The sequence below is a fragment of the Simiduia sp. genome, from assembly GCF_058345725.1.
Genome location: NZ_JBTUOC010000072.1, coordinates 22766 through 36640, shown reverse-complemented (window position 1 = coordinate 36640; position 13875 = coordinate 22766). Strand labels below are relative to the sequence as shown.

Genomic DNA, 13875 nt, shown 5'->3' with positions numbered 1-13875 from the left:
CTGTCTGGCCTGCAATTTACCTTTAACGACGTGTAGTTATGATTGAAAAAGATCGCTTGATCAGTGCCGAACCCGCCGAGCGCGAAGACCTGTTAGATCGCACAGTGCGTCCTAAACAATTGTCGGATTATGTGGGTCAGGCCAAGGTGCGCGAGCAGATGGATATTTTTATCGCTGCGGCATTGGGTCGAAAAGAAGCCCTCGATCACACCTTGGTATTTGGACCGCCGGGGCTCGGTAAAACCACCTTGGCAAACATTATTGCCAACGAAATGGGGGTCGCCCTAAAAAGTACCTCTGGGCCGGTGCTGGACAAGGCTGGCGATTTGGCCGCGCTGATGACCAACTTAGAGCCGGGCGACGTGCTTTTTATCGACGAAATTCACCGCCTGAGTCCCGCCGTGGAAGAGATATTGTACCCGGCCATGGAAGACTTTCAGCTGGATATCATGATTGGCGAAGGACCGGCCGCGCGCTCCATTAAGCTCGACCTGCCGCCCTTTACGCTGGTGGGGGCCACCACGCGCGCGGGCTTGTTGACATCGCCGCTGCGCGATCGCTTTGGCATAGTGCAGCGCTTGGAGTTTTATAACGTCGCCGACCTTACCCATATCGTAAACCGCTCCGCCAAGTTAATGGGTATCCGCATGGACGAATCGGGCGCCTTTGAAGTAGCGCGCCGGGCACGCGGTACGCCGCGTATCGCTAATCGCCTGCTGCGGCGGGTGCGCGACTACGCCGAGGTTAAGGGCGATGGTCAGGTGACCGCCGCCGTTGCCGATGCTGCATTGAACATGTTGAGCGTCGACGAGCAGGGCTTTGATCAAATGGATCGCCGTCTGTTGTTGGCCATGATCGAAAAATTTGGCGGCGGGCCAGTGGGTGTGGAAAGTTTGGCCGCGGCCATCAGCGAAGAGCGCGATACCATTGAAGATGTGTTGGAGCCCTACTTGATTCAGCAGGGCTTTATGATTCGTACGCCCAGAGGGCGTATGGTCACCCAACACGCTTACAGCGTCTTTGGATTGCAGGAGCCGGCCCGTGACTGAGGTGTTTCAGTGGCCGGTGCGGGTCTATATCGAAGACACCGACGCCGGTAACATCGTCTACTACGTCAACTATTTAAAGTTTATGGAGCGTGCGCGCACTGAATTTATGCGCACCCTCGGGTATGATAAGCCGGCATTTCTAAGCGGCGACAGGTTGCTGGTAGTGCACTCGGCCAATGCGCGCTATTTGCGTCCCGCTTTGCTGGACGATGCCTTGCAGGTCAGCGCAGAGGTCAGTAAATTAGCGCGCAGCTATCTGGTCTTCCGCCAGTGTGTCACGCGCGGGCAAGAACTTTTATGCGAAGCCGAGATCAAAGTGGCCTGCGTGCGCCAGAGTGACATGCGTCCGGTATCCTTTCCCGAGGATGTCCAGGCGGCGCTGGCGGCTCAATTATTCACACCAACCGAGACAACTGCATGAACACACCTGAACCCCTGTCCATCTGGAGCCTGATTGCCGAGGCAAGCTTGCTGGTGCAATTGGTTATGGCGCTGTTGTTTCTCGCCTCGGTTGTGTCATGGGCCATGATTGTACAGCGCGGAATTTATCAACAGCGGGCGGCTTCGGCGCTGAAAGAGTTTGAGCGCCACTTTTGGTCGGGTGTGGATTTGAATCAGCTGTATCGGCAGGGCAGCGGCAAGGGGCACCAGAGCGAGGGCCTGGAAAATATCTTTCGCGCGGGCTTTAAGGAGTTTACCCGCTTGCGCCAACAGTCGGGCGCCGATCCCGATGCCGTCATGGAGGGGGTCGAGCGGGCCATGCGCGTGGCCTTGGCGCGCGAAGAAGAAAAGCTTGAAACCCACCTCCCTTTTTTGGCCAGCGTGGCGTCGGTCAGCCCTTACATTGGCTTGTTTGGGACAGTGTGGGGCATCATGAATTCCTTCCGCGGGTTGGCGAATGTGCACCAGGCGACACTGGCCACAGTGGCGCCCGGTATTTCGGAGGCTCTGGTGGCCACGGCCATGGGATTGTTTGCGGCCATTCCGGCGGTGTTGGCCTACAACCGCTACAGCGCCAAGGCCGAGTCGCTGACGGCGGCCTATGAAACGTTTTCCGATGAGTTTTCGGCTATTTTGCACCGCCAAGTGCATGCCAAGTCCTAATGCCATGGGCCGTTTTCAGGCTAACTATTCGCCAGTAAAGAGCAGAGTGCACCCATGAGTAGCAAGCGCGTAAAGAAAAAGCCCATGGCCGAGATCAATGTGGTGCCCTACATCGATGTGATGTTGGTGCTGCTGGTGGTATTTATGGTAACAGCGCCCTTGCTAATGCAGGGGGTAAAGGTAGATTTGCCTAAGGCGCCGTCTGCACCTATGGACCAAAATGACGAAGAGCCATTGATCGTGTCCGTGAAGAAAGACGGCACCTATTACTTAAATCTGGGCGCCGATCAAAAACAGGCCAAGCCCCTGAACCAGATTACCGACACGGTTTCAAAAATCTTGCGCCAAAAACCACAAACGCCGGTCTTGGTATGGGGTGATCACAAGGCGGAGTACGGGCTGGTGGTGTCGTTAATGTCAGACCTGCAGGCAGCTGGCGCGCCCTCTGTGGGTTTGGTTACCGAGCCCCCGGTACTTTAGGTCGCCTGTGCAATTGCCTCCTTTCCCCATCATCGTCAGTCTAGGGCTGCATCTTATATTAGTGGCGGTGCTGGCCTTTGGCTGGGAATCAGCACCCATAGAGCAAAAGCGCAGTACGCCCAATTATGTCGAAGCGCGGCTGGTCAAGCTGGAAACAGCCGCGCCCAAGCAACAGCGCGCTAAGCCTCAAAAAGTGATCGATGTTGCAGCACAGCGTCGGGAAAAAGAGCGCCAAGCAGCCGAGGCCAAAAAACAGCAACAGGCCAAACTTGCGCGCGAGAAAGCGGCGCGCGACAAGGCGGCGAAGGAGAAGGCCGCGCGGGACAAAGCCGCTGCCGAAAAGGCCAAACGCGAGCGCGAGCTGAAAGAAAAGCAGGCCGAGGAGGAGCGTCGGCGCCGCCGAGAGGCCGAGCTATTTGACGCGGTTGAAGAGGAGGATGAGTTCCTCACCGATAAGTTGAGCGCAGAGGCCTCGCAAAGTTACATATCGGCGATTCAAAGTCGCATTGAGATGAACTGGAGCCGGCCGCCTTCGGCGCGCAACGGCATGGTGTGCACCCTGGCGATTCAGCTGGTGCCCACCGGGCGGGTGATCGATGTAAAGGTGATTAAATCCAGCGGCAATCCGGCCTTTGACCGGAGCGCCGAACAGGCAGTTAAAAAGGCCGAGCGTTTTCCCGAGCTGGTGGGCATGGACCCCCAGCAATTTGAGCGGAATTTCCGGCAATTTAAGTTAGATTTCAAACCACAGGATTTGCGGCAGTGAAAAAAATCATCGTTCTGTTTTTTGGGTTGGTCTGCTGTTTGCGGGCGCAGGCTGATCTCACCATAGAAATTACCCAGGGCGTCGATAATCCGACGGTAATCGGCATTGTGCCCTTTGGCTGGTCTGGCGCGCGTGGTTTACCGGAGGACATCCCCGGTATCGTCCGTGCCGACCTGACATTGAGCGGTCAGTTTCGCTCGGTACCCGTGAAAGACATGTTGGCGTTTCCCCGTACCGAGGCCGAAGTCATCTTTCGCGACTGGCGTATTCTGGGTACCGAATTTCTGGTGACCGGCGACATCCAGGAGGTGGGTGGCCGCTATACGGTAACGTTTGAGTTGTTCGATATCTTGGGGCAGCGCAAGCTGTTCCGGAAAACCGTGGCCGGCAGCGAATCCCAACTGCGCGACTTGGCGCACTTCATTAGTGACGAGGTGTACGAAAAGGTCACCGGTATCCGCGGCGCCTTTTCCACCCAAGTGTTGTATGTGGAGGCCTTTCAGCAGGGCAACGCCAACGATCGTTTTCGCCTGATGTTGGCCGATGCCGACGGGGCCCGGCCGCGTTTGTTGTTGGAGTCCAAGCACCCGCTGATGTCGCCCACCTGGTCGGCCGACGGCAAGCGCATCGCGTATGTATCCTTTGAGACGGGGCGCGCCGCTATTTTTGTGCAGGAGTTGGCTACGGCGCAGCGCCAGCAGGTGACCAATTTCAAGGGCTTGAATGGTGCGCCGGCTTTCTCGCCCGAGGGCGATAGATTGGCACTGGTGTTGTCTAAAGATGGCAATCCCGAGCTCTATACTTTGCACTTGGCGACGCGCCAATTGACGCGCGTTACCCAACATTTTGCCATCGATACCGAGCCAAGCTGGACGCCGGATGGCAAAGCACTGGTTTTTACGTCTAATCGGGGTGGAAAGCCACAAATTTACAAAGTAACACTTGCAACCGGCATAGTAGAACGCTTAACCTTTGCCGGCGATTACAACGCCAGGGCGCGTGTTTCCCCTGATGGAAAGAGTTTGGTCATGGTGCACCGTTCCAACGGTGTATTTCATATCGCTACTCAAGACATTCAAAGTGGTGATCTGCGAGTTTTGACAGAGACCTACTTGGACGAGTCGCCAAGTATTGCACCTAACGGTGCTATGCTGATGTACGCGACACGCTATCAGGGCAAAGGCATTTTGGCTGCTGTGTCCCTCGATGCCGGTGTGAAGTTTAGATTGCCGTCCAAACAGGGAGATGTTCGGGAGCCAGCTTGGTCACCCTTTTTCGACTAAAACCTCAAATCCAAAGTGGAGTGAGATATGACTTTTCAAACAATCAAGCGTGGTATGGGTCTGGCAATCGTTTTGGCGTTAGTCGCTGGCTGTAGCAGCAACGCTAAAAAAGACGATGCGGATGCAAATGCCAACGCGCAACCAGTAGTACAAGAGCCTGTTCAGAAGGTAGAGCCGGCGCCAGTAGAAGTACTGGAAACTGTATTCTACTTCGACTTCGACGAATCTACGCTGAAGCCAGGTGCGCGCGCCGAGCTGACCAAGCACGCGATGCGTTTGAAGGATACCCCACGCAACGTGCGCATCGAAGGTCACACCGATGAGCGCGGTTCACGCGAGTACAACATGGCTCTGGGTGAGCGTCGTGCAAACGCCGTTCGCGACTTCCTGGTGCTGCAAGGTGTTAATGCTTCTTTGTTAGAAGTGGTTAGCTACGGCGAAGAGCGCCCTGCAGCCATGGGCAGCAACGAAAGCGCCTACGGCCAAAACCGTCGCGCCGAAGTTAAGTAAGCGTTACTGCTCTGCACAAAAAGGCCGGTTTATCCGGCCTTTTTGCATTTTAGGGCTAGCTCGGCGTATATTGCGTGTTCCGTAATCGGTGCCCATGTTTGGTACCTCTGTATGAGATACTGCTGCTATGCCGTGGGTGGCCAAGTGGCCGGCAATTGCTGGCGCGCCGCACCACTGGATTAGGCTTCTTGGTCTGGTTACTTATTGGCCTGATTATCGGCTCACCAGTAGCGGGCAGTTAACTGCCTTCCGCGTGGTGCTGACTACCGCAATTTTAGATAGGTAAGAGAAAAGCGTATGAATGTTAAGCTTGTGTCGGGTGTTGCTGTTTATTTGGCGTTGACTGCAGTGGCGCAAGCCCAGGTGACGGTGGTGGAAGCCCGCCCGGCGGCGCAGGCGACACCCACTGGCCAGACCGCAGCGCCGGCGACGACACAGCAAACCGACATGTATTTTCGGTTGCAGGCACTGCAGCAGGAAGTGCTGGAGTTGCGCGGTTTGGTGGAGGAGCAAGCCTTTGAGCTCAATAGACTGAAGCAGCAGCGCCAGGATGACTACATGGACCTGGATCGCCGCATCAGTGCAATTGCGGGCGGGGCAGGTGGTACTAAAGCGGTAAACGACGTGGTGATTCCCGCTGCCAATGCCGACGATGGCGCCGCCTATAAGGCCGCCTATGCACAGTTGCGCCAGCGGGACCTGGCCGGTGCCAGCCTGGGCTTTAAGCAGTATTTGGAACAGTTTCCCGATGGTCAGTATGCGGCAAATAGCCTGTACTGGTTGGGCGAAATTGCCTTAGTGGAAGGCAAACTCAAAGAGGCGCGCGGCTGGTTTGAGCGCGTTACTAAAGAATTTCCGGCGGATCGCAAGGCGCCAGACGCCAAATTCAAGTTGGGGACCGTCCTGTTCCAGTTGGGTGAAAAAGCGGCCGCTAAAACCCTGCTTCAGCAGGTGGCTAATAGCAATGCCGACGCGGCGCGCCTGGCAAAAGATTATTTGGCGCAGAATTTCTAGGGGCTTGGGTCCGGCGCAATCCGCCTAGTATCCTACCAAGGCCGTTCAGGGCCCTTTCGCATCCCGGCGGCCCCTCGCTTGGTGGCCGGTGGGTCAGGGCTCGCATGCCGAGGCGGATTTGCGTAAGATTGCCGGTTTTTCAGTGCGGACAGCAGCATGGCCCAGCTCAACCTCAAAATCACCGAGATTTTTCACTCTCTGCAGGGCGAGGCGAGGACCATTGGCTTGCCGACGGTGTTTGTGCGTCTGACCGGGTGCCCCCTGCGCTGCCATTACTGCGATTCGGCCTATGCCTTCCACGGCGGCGAGCGGCGCACACTGGACGAAATTCTGACAGATGTAGCGAGTTTCGGCGCGCACCACGTTTGCGTAACGGGCGGCGAGCCCCTGGCCCAGGCGAATTGTTTGCCCCTGTTAACCGCGCTCTGTGATGCTGGCTATGCAGTGTCCTTGGAGACCAGCGGCGCATTGGATGTTAGCCAGGTGGATGCGCGGGTGAGTCGCGTCGTCGACCTTAAAACCCCGGCCTCTGGTGAATCGCACCGCAATCTGTGGGAAAACATTCCACACCTGACTGACCAGGATCAAATCAAATTTGTGATCTGCGATCGCAACGATTTTGATTGGGCATGTTTTAAGGTGGACGAGCTCGAACTCTGCAGTCGGGTAGGGGACGTCTTGTTCTCGCCGTCCTTTGAGCAAGTGCGTCCAGCCGATCTCGCTGACTGGGTGATTGCCTCGGGATTGCCCGTGCGTTTTCAATTGCAGTTGCACAAGCTACTCTGGGGAGATGCACCTGGTCACTGAATTGCGCTGGTCATTGCTGTGTTGGTTATTGTGCTTGGCTGTGTGCGGGGCCGGGGTAGTGCGTGCCCAGGCGCAGGAGGTGATTGCCGCCACCGCGGCTGTGGCGCCTTGGGGCATGCGCAACGACGCCGGTCAACCCACGGGTTTGCTGCTTAATTTTCAGCGTGAATTGGCCGCCCGTTCGGGGCTGAGCTTCGGCACTAAGTTGTCACCCTACCCGAGAGTGATTCACGACCTGGCCAGCGGTAATGCCGATATCGGCGTGATGTTTGTCAGCCCACAGGCGGAAGAGGTGGGTGTATCGCTGGGCGAAGCAGTGACCATTGCCGTGGTTGCGCTAGTGCCGGCCTCGGCGCCGGACTACCAGCGCCTAGAGGACTTTGCCGGTCTGCGCGTGGGTTATGTGCGCGGTTCCAAGTACGGCGAGGCCTTTGACAGCAACAGCCTGTTTGAGCATGTGCCAGTCACGTCGCCAGAGCAGGGCTTGCGGATGCTCACTATCGATCGTATCGACGTTATGGTGGCCACCGAGCAGGCCCTGGCTTACGGTTTGTATTTAACCGGTATTCCCGCAAGCTCCCTCAAGATGGCGCTGCAGGTGGGAGTTACGCGCGCGGACTTGTATGTGACTCGCCACAAGGCCATGGCGCCCTGGGTGTCTGGGTTGAAGCAGGCACTGGCACAAATGCGGGCTGAAGGGCGCTTAGATGTGCTTTTTTACAAGCACTCGGTGTGGCCCCGTTCGGTGGCGTGCTTTGAGCCGAACCGGTGCTTGGCTGCCAGCGCGCCGGTGCCCTTGAGCCAGAATACACAGATTAAGAGGTAAGTATGACGAAACAGCGGGCCGTGGTATTGGTATCCGGTGGTCTGGATTCCACCACTGTAGTGGCCATGGCGCAGGCGCAGGGCTATGAGGTGTTTGCGTTAAGTTTTGATTATGGTCAGCGCCACCGGGCGGAGCTCCACGCCGCGGCGCGCACCGCTGAAGCCCTGGGTGTTGCAATGCACAAGGTGGTGCAGTTGGATTTGCGCACCATTGGCGGGTCGGCGCTTACCGACGCCGCCATCGATGTGCCCGAGGAGGAAACCAGCGGTATCCCCGTCACCTACGTACCGGCGCGCAATACGGTGTTCCTGTCCATTGCTTTGGGTTGGGCCGAGGTGCTCGAGGCCGGTGACATTTTTATTGGCGTGAATGCGGTGGATTACAGCGGCTATCCAGACTGCCGGCCGGCCTTTATCGAGGCCTTTGAGACCATGGCGAATCTGGCCACTAAGGCGGGCATCGAAGGGCGGGGGTTGCGCATCCACACGCCGCTTATCGATCTGAGTAAGGCCGATATCGTCAAAGCGGGTACCGCGCTGGGTGTTGACTACCGGCTGACAGTATCCTGTTATCAGGCAACCGAGGCTGGCTTGGCCTGCGGTAAGTGCGACAGCTGCCGGTTGCGGCGGGCGGGATTTGAGGCCGCGGGCCTGCCTGACGCCACGTTATACGTCTGAAATCGCTGATTTTTTGACCAGAAAAAACCCCAATATTTACTTGTCTTTTCTAATTAAATCAGTACTATATGCGCCTCCTTCAGGGGGTCGTTAGCTCAGTCGGTAGAGCAGTTGGCTTTTAACCAATTGGTCGCGCGTTCGAGTCGCGCACGACCCACCACTTATTTAAGAAGGTCGCTGGCAGTGATTGCTGGCAGTGATGTTCACCTCCGTTTACGGGTCGTTAGCTCAGTCGGTAGAGCAGTTGGCTTTTAACCAATTGGTCGCGCGTTCGAGTCGCGCACGACCCACCATATTCGGGTGTTGATCGGGCAGTTTGCCGGGGTTAACACAGTAAAAAAACCGCCTTTACCGGCGGTTTTTTTATGCCTGGGATTAGCCCTCGCAGCGGCCCAACCTGTGGTAGAATCCGCCGGCTACCCGCACGTTGAGATTGCTATGACCGAAGTATTAGACCGCGAGCTTGTTCAGGCGCATTTGGCCAGTGAGCCGGCGACGCAAAAAACCGAAGCGCAGATTGCCGAGGCCAAAGCTCGGATTAAGTCGCTGTTGGCCCGAGAAAATGCTGTCATTGTGGCCCACTACTACACAGATCCGCTGATTCAAGCACTGGCTGAGGAAACCGGCGGTTGTGTGGCCGATTCGCTGGAAATGGCGCGATTTGGCAGTCGTCATCCCGCCACAACGCTGCTGGTGGCGGGCGTTAAATTCATGGGTGAAACCGCAAAAATTCTGACGCCGGAAAAGCGGGTGCTCATGCCCACGCTCGAAGCGACCTGCTCCTTAGACATAGGCTGTCCCGAAGACACCTTTGCCGCCTTTTGCGACGCTCACCCAGATCGCACGGTGGTGGTGTACGCCAACACTTCGGCGGCAGTCAAAGCGCGCGCTGACTGGGTGGTCACCTCAAGCATTGCGCTAGACGTGGTGGCACACCTGGATGCGCAGGGCCAAAAAATCATCTGGGCACCCGATAAACACCTGGGTGGCTACGTGCAAAAGCAAACCGGTGCCGATGTGCTGCTCTGGGATGGCGCTTGCATCGTTCACGAAGAATTTAAGGCGCAAGGTGTTCAAGATTTAGTGCGCCGTTATCCCGAGGCCGCCGTGCTGGTACACCCCGAGTCACCCGAGGCAGTGGTGGCGCTGGCCGACGTGGTGGGCTCTACCTCACAGCTGATCAAAGCGGCTCAGACCTTGCCGAATCAGGCCTTTATCGTGGCCACGGACCAAGGCATTTTTTACAAAATGCAGCAGCTTTGCCCCGACAAAACCTTTCATATCGCCCCCACGGCGGGTACCGGTGCAACCTGTAGAAGCTGCGCCAACTGCCCTTGGATGGCCATGAACGGCTTGGATAACCTGGCCCATAGCCTCGAGACAGGTGGCAATGAGATTTTTGTGGATCGCGCCTTGGGCGAGCGCGCTATGTTGCCCCTTAATCGCATGCTGGCGTTTACCCAGAACAACAAATAAACCAAAAAGAAAGACGCACCGCCAAGTGGTGGTGACGTCAATCTGCTACGCCCGCGCAGATGGGCGAACCTATACGGAGTGAGTCATGTTGCAAGGTAGTATGGTCGCACTGGTGACCCCAATGACGGCGGATGGAGCGCTGGACTGGGACAGTTTGCGCGAGTTAGTAGAATGGCATATTGCCGAGGGCACACACGCCATTGTAGCGGTGGGCACGACCGGTGAATCGGCTACATTGGATGTCGATGAGCACCTGGCCGTGATTACGGCGGTGGTTAAACAGGTGGCGGGACGGGTGCCAGTAATCGCCGGTACCGGCGCCAATTCGACCCGCGAAGCCGTTGAGCTAACCGAGCGCGCAAAAAGCGCGGGCGCCGATGCCTGTCTGCTGGTGACGCCCTACTATAACAAACCCACCCAGGAAGGCCTGTACCAGCACTTTAAGCACTTGGCCGAAGCGGTAGACATCCCGCAAATTTTGTACAACGTCCCAGGTCGCACGGGTGTGGATATGCTGCCTGAAACAGTATTGCGCCTGTGTGATCAGACCAACATCATTGGCATCAAAGAGGCCACGGGCGATTTAGTACGGGCCCGCTTGTTGATCGACAAAGCCCCGGCCGATTTTTTAATTTACTCCGGCGATGACGAGACGGCGGTAGAGCTGCTATTGGCTGGCGGCAAAGGCAATATCAGCGTAACGGCCAATGTGGCGCCGAAGCTGGTGTCGCAAATGTGTGAACTTGCCATCGCTGGCAAGGTCGAAGAGGCGCGCGCCATTAACGCGCGACTGATGCCGGTCCATCAAGCAATGTTTGTGGAATCGAACCCAATACCCGTCAAATGGGCGGTGACTGCGCTGGGCCGCATGCCGTCGGGCATTCGTTTGCCGCTGACGCCGCTGTCAGAAAAGTACCATCAGCAGGTCAAAGACGCGTTGGCAAGCGCTGATCTGGTGTAATTTCCCTGTGCCGGCTAGGCCGGTACTGTTTAACCCAAAGAGATTTGCATGATAAAACCAATAATAACCTGGCGTACGCTGGCCGTTTTACCGCTGACCCTTGCCGCAAGTGGTTGCAGCTGGTTGGGCAGCGATTTCCGCGACCGCGGCAACGATTATTTGCACGCCGAACCCATTCAGCCCATTGTTGTGCCCGAAAAACTTAAGACCACATCGCTGGATCAGTTGTACGTGGTGCCACAGGTGCAATCGGACGACTTCGATATTACCGAAGAGTTTGAGGCTCCCCGACCACAGCCATTGGCGGCTAATAACTTTTCCGAAAGTGTGAAAATCCAGAAGTTGGGCGCGCGCCGCTGGATTCTGGTGAATTCGCCACCCAGCGAAGTGTGGCCTCGCACGCGCAATTTCCTGGCGGCCAATAAGATTCAGCTGGCCGACGCCGACGCCGTGGCGGGCACCATAGACACCGCCTGGTTGCAATTTAAAGACTCGCCAGAAACCCGCGATCGCTATCGCATATTTGTGGAGCAGGGGGTACAACCTGATTCCACGGAAATTCACATTCGGCACCTGTCGGCGGCAACGGGTGAAGCGGCTAGTTTTGACGCGCCTTGGCCTGAACTGTCGGTAAATCCCGAGCGCGAATCGTGGATGCTGGATGAGCTGGCTGCTACGCTCGCGAGTGAGGCCAGCAATGGCGCAACGTCGCTGCTGGCCCAAGGCATTGGCGGCGGGCCGAAAATCTCGGTGAAGACGGTGGACGGCGAGCCGGTATTACGCATGGCGTTAACTTACGAGCGCGCCCGTGCCACCATCGCTCACGCACTGCGCCAAGAGGGCTATACCACCTTTGCCTCCGATCTGGATTTAGGTATTTTTTACGTCGATTGGCAGCAGCCGGTCGATCCTGAAGAGCGGGGCTGGTTTTCTTCGCTGTTCTCCAGCGATGAACCGGAAGTGCCCACAACGCCTTACTCGCTAACCGATATTTTGACGCATCTGCAGCTGGATGACTCGGCCCACAATCGCGCTATTTTCGAAAGCATCGATCTGGCTAACCAAGGGCGTGCACTCAAGGAAGCGCCGGGCTATTTAATAGTGGTGCGCGGTACCGATGAGCAGGTGGATATTCGCATTCGCGATGCCTATGGCAAGCGTTTAAAAAATCGCGATGCAAAAGAAAAGCTTAATATCATTCGCCGGAATTTGATCTGATGCGATTTGCCTCCCTTGGCAGTGGTAGCAAGGGCAATGGCACGCTGGTGGAGTGCGACGGGCACACACTGTTGATCGACTGCGGTTTTTCGGTAAAAGACACAGTGGCGCGCTTGGCGCGCCTGGGTAAGACACCGGCACAGCTGTCTGCGGTGCTGGTTACCCACGAGCACGGCGATCACTTGCGCGGCGTGCCGGCGCTTGCGCGCAAATATAATCTGCCTGTGTACATTACCCCCGGTACATTCAAAGCCAAAGACCTTGGGAAATTGCCGGAGGTGCGATTGATAGAGGGCTACCAAGCGTTTGAATTAGGCCCCTTTCACGTGCAGCCGGTAGCCGTGCCACACGATGCTCGCGAGCCGGCGCAATTTGTGATTGCGGCGGCGGGCAAAACCCTGGGTATTCTCACCGATTTGGGGATGATTACGGCCCATGTTCAAGACAGTTACCAGCACTGTGATGCCTTGGTGCTGGAGGCGAATCACGATCCGGTGATGCTGGCCTATGGGAGCTACCCACAATCGCTAAAGCAACGGGTTGGCGGACCTTGGGGGCACCTTAGTAACCAACAAAGTGCGGGCTTTCTGGCGCACTTTGACGTGGCGCGGTTGCAGCATTTGGTGGTGGCACACATCAGTCAGCAGAATAATTCCCTCGAGGTGGCGCAACAGGTCTTGGCGCCGGTTGTGGCCCCGGCTGCGCAGGTCATTTACGCCTGTCAGGATCAGGGTTTCGACTGGCTGGACGTGGTTTAAATTCACTTCCTTTAGCGCCAATTTTTCCCATTATTTATTTTTCTGCGCTTCGTCGCTTAACACGGCTGGCCAGTGTTGGACCCAACAGCAATGGTGGTCGACCCCGGCTACTTGCTTAAAGCGCACCCTGCCAGTCTCGCGACTTTCCTTATTGAACCCTTGCACAAAATGTTGCACCAGCGTTGGTGGCACTATGCGATCTTCGGTGCCAGCCAGGTGCAGTTGATTAACACCGTCAAGCTGTGCGCGGACGTCGGCGGGATTGATGGCGTGGGGCATTGCGCTGACCTGGTGCAATCTGGTCCAGGCGGCCAGGTCTAAGGGCGCCGCCAAGGTAGTAAGCCGAGCGACGTCAGCGCGCCGAGCGGCGAGCAAGGCGGCCAATACGCCGCCGCCGGAAAAGCCCACCAGGTGCAGCGTGTCCGCCTGAAATAACGTTTTAAGGTTGTCTATAGCGTCGTTCAGATTGCGTACTGCGCTGTCTGAAAAACGCTGCTGCGTCCAAGTTTGCGGTGTGCACTGGGGTTGGCTTGCGAGCGGTAAATACTGGCAGGGCCTGGCCAAGTAGGCTGCGGGTTGCTGTGGGTGTGCCAAGGCAAGGGCCAACGCCTGTGACCGATGGGGGGTAGGGTTGCGCGAAGGGCTGGTGCGCGTATCCCAGGCGCGACCGTCGCCCTCGATAAACACAGTCAATTGCAGTGGCGCGTAGGGCGGCTGTGTGTGACGCGCGCGCGGCGAGCTGTGAAAGCTCTGCAGAATAAAGTCGCGCGTTGGCAGCTCGCGGCTAAGCCAGTGCGCAGCCTGGGCGCGCTCGTGGGCCGCTGCTGCCAGCGCTAAGCGATCGCGCTCCGGTGTCAATGGGCTACAGGCCGCGAGCAGAGTCGTACATGCCACGAACAAATGGCGCCGCAAGCAACTGCGCAGGTTTGGCTGCGCCGGAGCGGGG

Annotated in this window: 16 protein-coding genes and 2 tRNA genes; 17 read left to right on the top strand and 1 reads right to left on the bottom strand. The window is 57.1% G+C overall.

The features are described 5' to 3' along the window. The first annotated feature begins 38 nt into the window (after positions 1-38). The 17 genes from ruvB to ACW8F6_RS15030 all read left to right on the top strand — a co-directional run bounded on the left by ruvB (position 39) and on the right by ACW8F6_RS15030 (position 12929). On the top strand, positions 39-1049 hold the full coding sequence (ruvB, locus tag ACW8F6_RS15110; RefSeq protein WP_491576709.1) for a Holliday junction branch migration DNA helicase RuvB: 1011 nt from the start codon (positions 39-41) through the stop codon (positions 1047-1049). Next, a complete protein-coding gene (gene ybgC / locus ACW8F6_RS15105; protein ID WP_491576708.1) occupies positions 1042-1470 on the top strand; it encodes a tol-pal system-associated acyl-CoA thioesterase in 429 nt (142 codons plus the stop codon). The genes ruvB and ybgC overlap by 8 nt, the downstream gene beginning before the upstream one ends. Further along, positions 1467-2153: a protein TolQ gene (gene tolQ / locus ACW8F6_RS15100; protein WP_491576707.1), complete on the top strand. Its 687-nt coding sequence runs from the start codon at positions 1467-1469 to the stop codon at positions 2151-2153. Before ybgC ends, tolQ begins: the two co-directional genes overlap by 4 nt. A gap of 54 nt (positions 2154-2207) precedes the next feature. Continuing rightward, entirely contained in the window at positions 2208-2633 is a 426-nt protein-coding gene (tolR, locus tag ACW8F6_RS15095; RefSeq protein ID WP_491576706.1) for a protein TolR, read from the top strand. A gap of 7 nt (positions 2634-2640) precedes the next feature. Further along, positions 2641-3399, top strand: a complete 759-nt coding sequence (gene tolA / locus ACW8F6_RS15090; RefSeq protein WP_491576705.1) for a cell envelope integrity protein TolA — start codon at positions 2641-2643, stop codon at positions 3397-3399. Further along, complete coding sequence (gene tolB / locus ACW8F6_RS15085; protein ID WP_491576704.1) at positions 3396-4682, top strand: Tol-Pal system beta propeller repeat protein TolB; 1287 nt, start codon at positions 3396-3398, stop codon at positions 4680-4682. Before tolA ends, tolB begins: the two co-directional genes overlap by 4 nt. 27 nt (positions 4683-4709) lie before the next feature. After that, positions 4710-5192, top strand: coding sequence for a peptidoglycan-associated lipoprotein Pal (gene pal / locus ACW8F6_RS15080; RefSeq protein WP_491576703.1), 483 nt, complete (start codon positions 4710-4712; stop codon positions 5190-5192). A 297-nt stretch (positions 5193-5489) separates the two neighbouring features. Continuing rightward, on the top strand, positions 5490-6206 hold the full coding sequence (gene ybgF, locus ACW8F6_RS15075) for a tol-pal system protein YbgF (RefSeq protein WP_491576702.1): 717 nt from the start codon (positions 5490-5492) through the stop codon (positions 6204-6206). A 156-nt stretch (positions 6207-6362) separates the two neighbouring features. Next, positions 6363-7013, top strand: a complete 651-nt coding sequence (gene queE / locus ACW8F6_RS15070) for a 7-carboxy-7-deazaguanine synthase QueE (RefSeq protein ID WP_491576701.1) — start codon at positions 6363-6365, stop codon at positions 7011-7013. Further along, positions 6997-7839 (top strand): substrate-binding periplasmic protein, encoded by an 843-nt coding sequence (locus tag ACW8F6_RS15065; protein WP_491576700.1) that lies wholly within the window; start codon positions 6997-6999, stop codon positions 7837-7839. Before queE ends, ACW8F6_RS15065 begins: the two co-directional genes overlap by 17 nt. 2 nt (positions 7840-7841) lie before the next feature. Continuing rightward, positions 7842-8516 carry a 7-cyano-7-deazaguanine synthase QueC gene (queC, locus tag ACW8F6_RS15060; protein WP_491576699.1) on the top strand — a complete coding sequence of 225 codons (675 nt, stop codon included), beginning with the start codon at positions 7842-7844 and terminating at the stop codon, positions 8514-8516. A gap of 84 nt (positions 8517-8600) precedes the next feature. Then, positions 8601-8676 (top strand) — tRNA-Lys (locus ACW8F6_RS15055). Between the two features lie 57 nt (positions 8677-8733). Next, positions 8734-8809, top strand: a tRNA-Lys gene (locus ACW8F6_RS15050). A 145-nt stretch (positions 8810-8954) separates the two neighbouring features. Beyond that, complete coding sequence (gene nadA / locus ACW8F6_RS15045; RefSeq protein WP_491576698.1) at positions 8955-9992, top strand: quinolinate synthase NadA; 1038 nt, start codon at positions 8955-8957, stop codon at positions 9990-9992. 85 nt (positions 9993-10077) lie between these two features. Continuing rightward, positions 10078-10953: a 4-hydroxy-tetrahydrodipicolinate synthase gene (gene dapA, locus ACW8F6_RS15040; protein WP_491576697.1), complete on the top strand. Its 876-nt coding sequence runs from the start codon at positions 10078-10080 to the stop codon at positions 10951-10953. A 48-nt stretch (positions 10954-11001) separates the two neighbouring features. Continuing rightward, positions 11002-12171 (top strand): outer membrane protein assembly factor BamC, encoded by a 1170-nt coding sequence (locus ACW8F6_RS15035; RefSeq protein WP_491576696.1) that lies wholly within the window; start codon positions 11002-11004, stop codon positions 12169-12171. Then, positions 12171-12929, top strand: a complete 759-nt coding sequence (locus ACW8F6_RS15030) for an MBL fold metallo-hydrolase (protein WP_491576695.1) — start codon at positions 12171-12173, stop codon at positions 12927-12929. The genes ACW8F6_RS15035 and ACW8F6_RS15030 overlap by 1 nt, the downstream gene beginning before the upstream one ends. 30 nt (positions 12930-12959) lie before the next feature. On the opposite strand, the gene ACW8F6_RS15025 is transcribed toward ACW8F6_RS15030, so the two are convergent. Continuing rightward, positions 12960-13823 carry a hypothetical protein gene (locus ACW8F6_RS15025; RefSeq protein WP_491576694.1) on the bottom strand — a complete coding sequence of 288 codons (864 nt, stop codon included), beginning with the start codon at positions 13821-13823 and terminating at the stop codon, positions 12960-12962. Between the last annotated feature and the right edge of the window lie 52 nt (positions 13824-13875).

Excerpts from the sequence above, each read along its gene's own strand:
- pal (WP_491576703.1), top strand. The coding sequence starts at position 4,710 with ATGACTTTTCAAACAATCAAGCGTGGTATGGGTCTGGCAATCGTTTTG.
- ACW8F6_RS15065 (WP_491576700.1), top strand. The coding sequence starts at position 6,997 with ATGCACCTGGTCACTGAATTGCGCTGGTCATTGCTGTGTTGGTTATTG.
- dapA (WP_491576697.1), top strand. The coding sequence starts at position 10,078 with ATGTTGCAAGGTAGTATGGTCGCACTGGTGACCCCAATGACGGCGGAT.
- queC (WP_491576699.1), top strand. The coding sequence starts at position 7,842 with ATGACGAAACAGCGGGCCGTGGTATTGGTATCCGGTGGTCTGGATTCC.
- nadA (WP_491576698.1), top strand. The coding sequence starts at position 8,955 with ATGACCGAAGTATTAGACCGCGAGCTTGTTCAGGCGCATTTGGCCAGT.
- queE (WP_491576701.1), top strand. The coding sequence starts at position 6,363 with ATGGCCCAGCTCAACCTCAAAATCACCGAGATTTTTCACTCTCTGCAG.
- tolR (WP_491576706.1), top strand. The coding sequence starts at position 2,208 with ATGAGTAGCAAGCGCGTAAAGAAAAAGCCCATGGCCGAGATCAATGTG.
- ACW8F6_RS15030 (WP_491576695.1), top strand. The coding sequence starts at position 12,171 with ATGCGATTTGCCTCCCTTGGCAGTGGTAGCAAGGGCAATGGCACGCTG.
- ACW8F6_RS15035 (WP_491576696.1), top strand. The coding sequence starts at position 11,002 with ATGATAAAACCAATAATAACCTGGCGTACGCTGGCCGTTTTACCGCTG.
- ybgF (WP_491576702.1), top strand. The coding sequence starts at position 5,490 with ATGAATGTTAAGCTTGTGTCGGGTGTTGCTGTTTATTTGGCGTTGACT.
- tolQ (WP_491576707.1), top strand. The coding sequence starts at position 1,467 with ATGAACACACCTGAACCCCTGTCCATCTGGAGCCTGATTGCCGAGGCA.
- ruvB (WP_491576709.1), top strand. The coding sequence starts at position 39 with ATGATTGAAAAAGATCGCTTGATCAGTGCCGAACCCGCCGAGCGCGAA.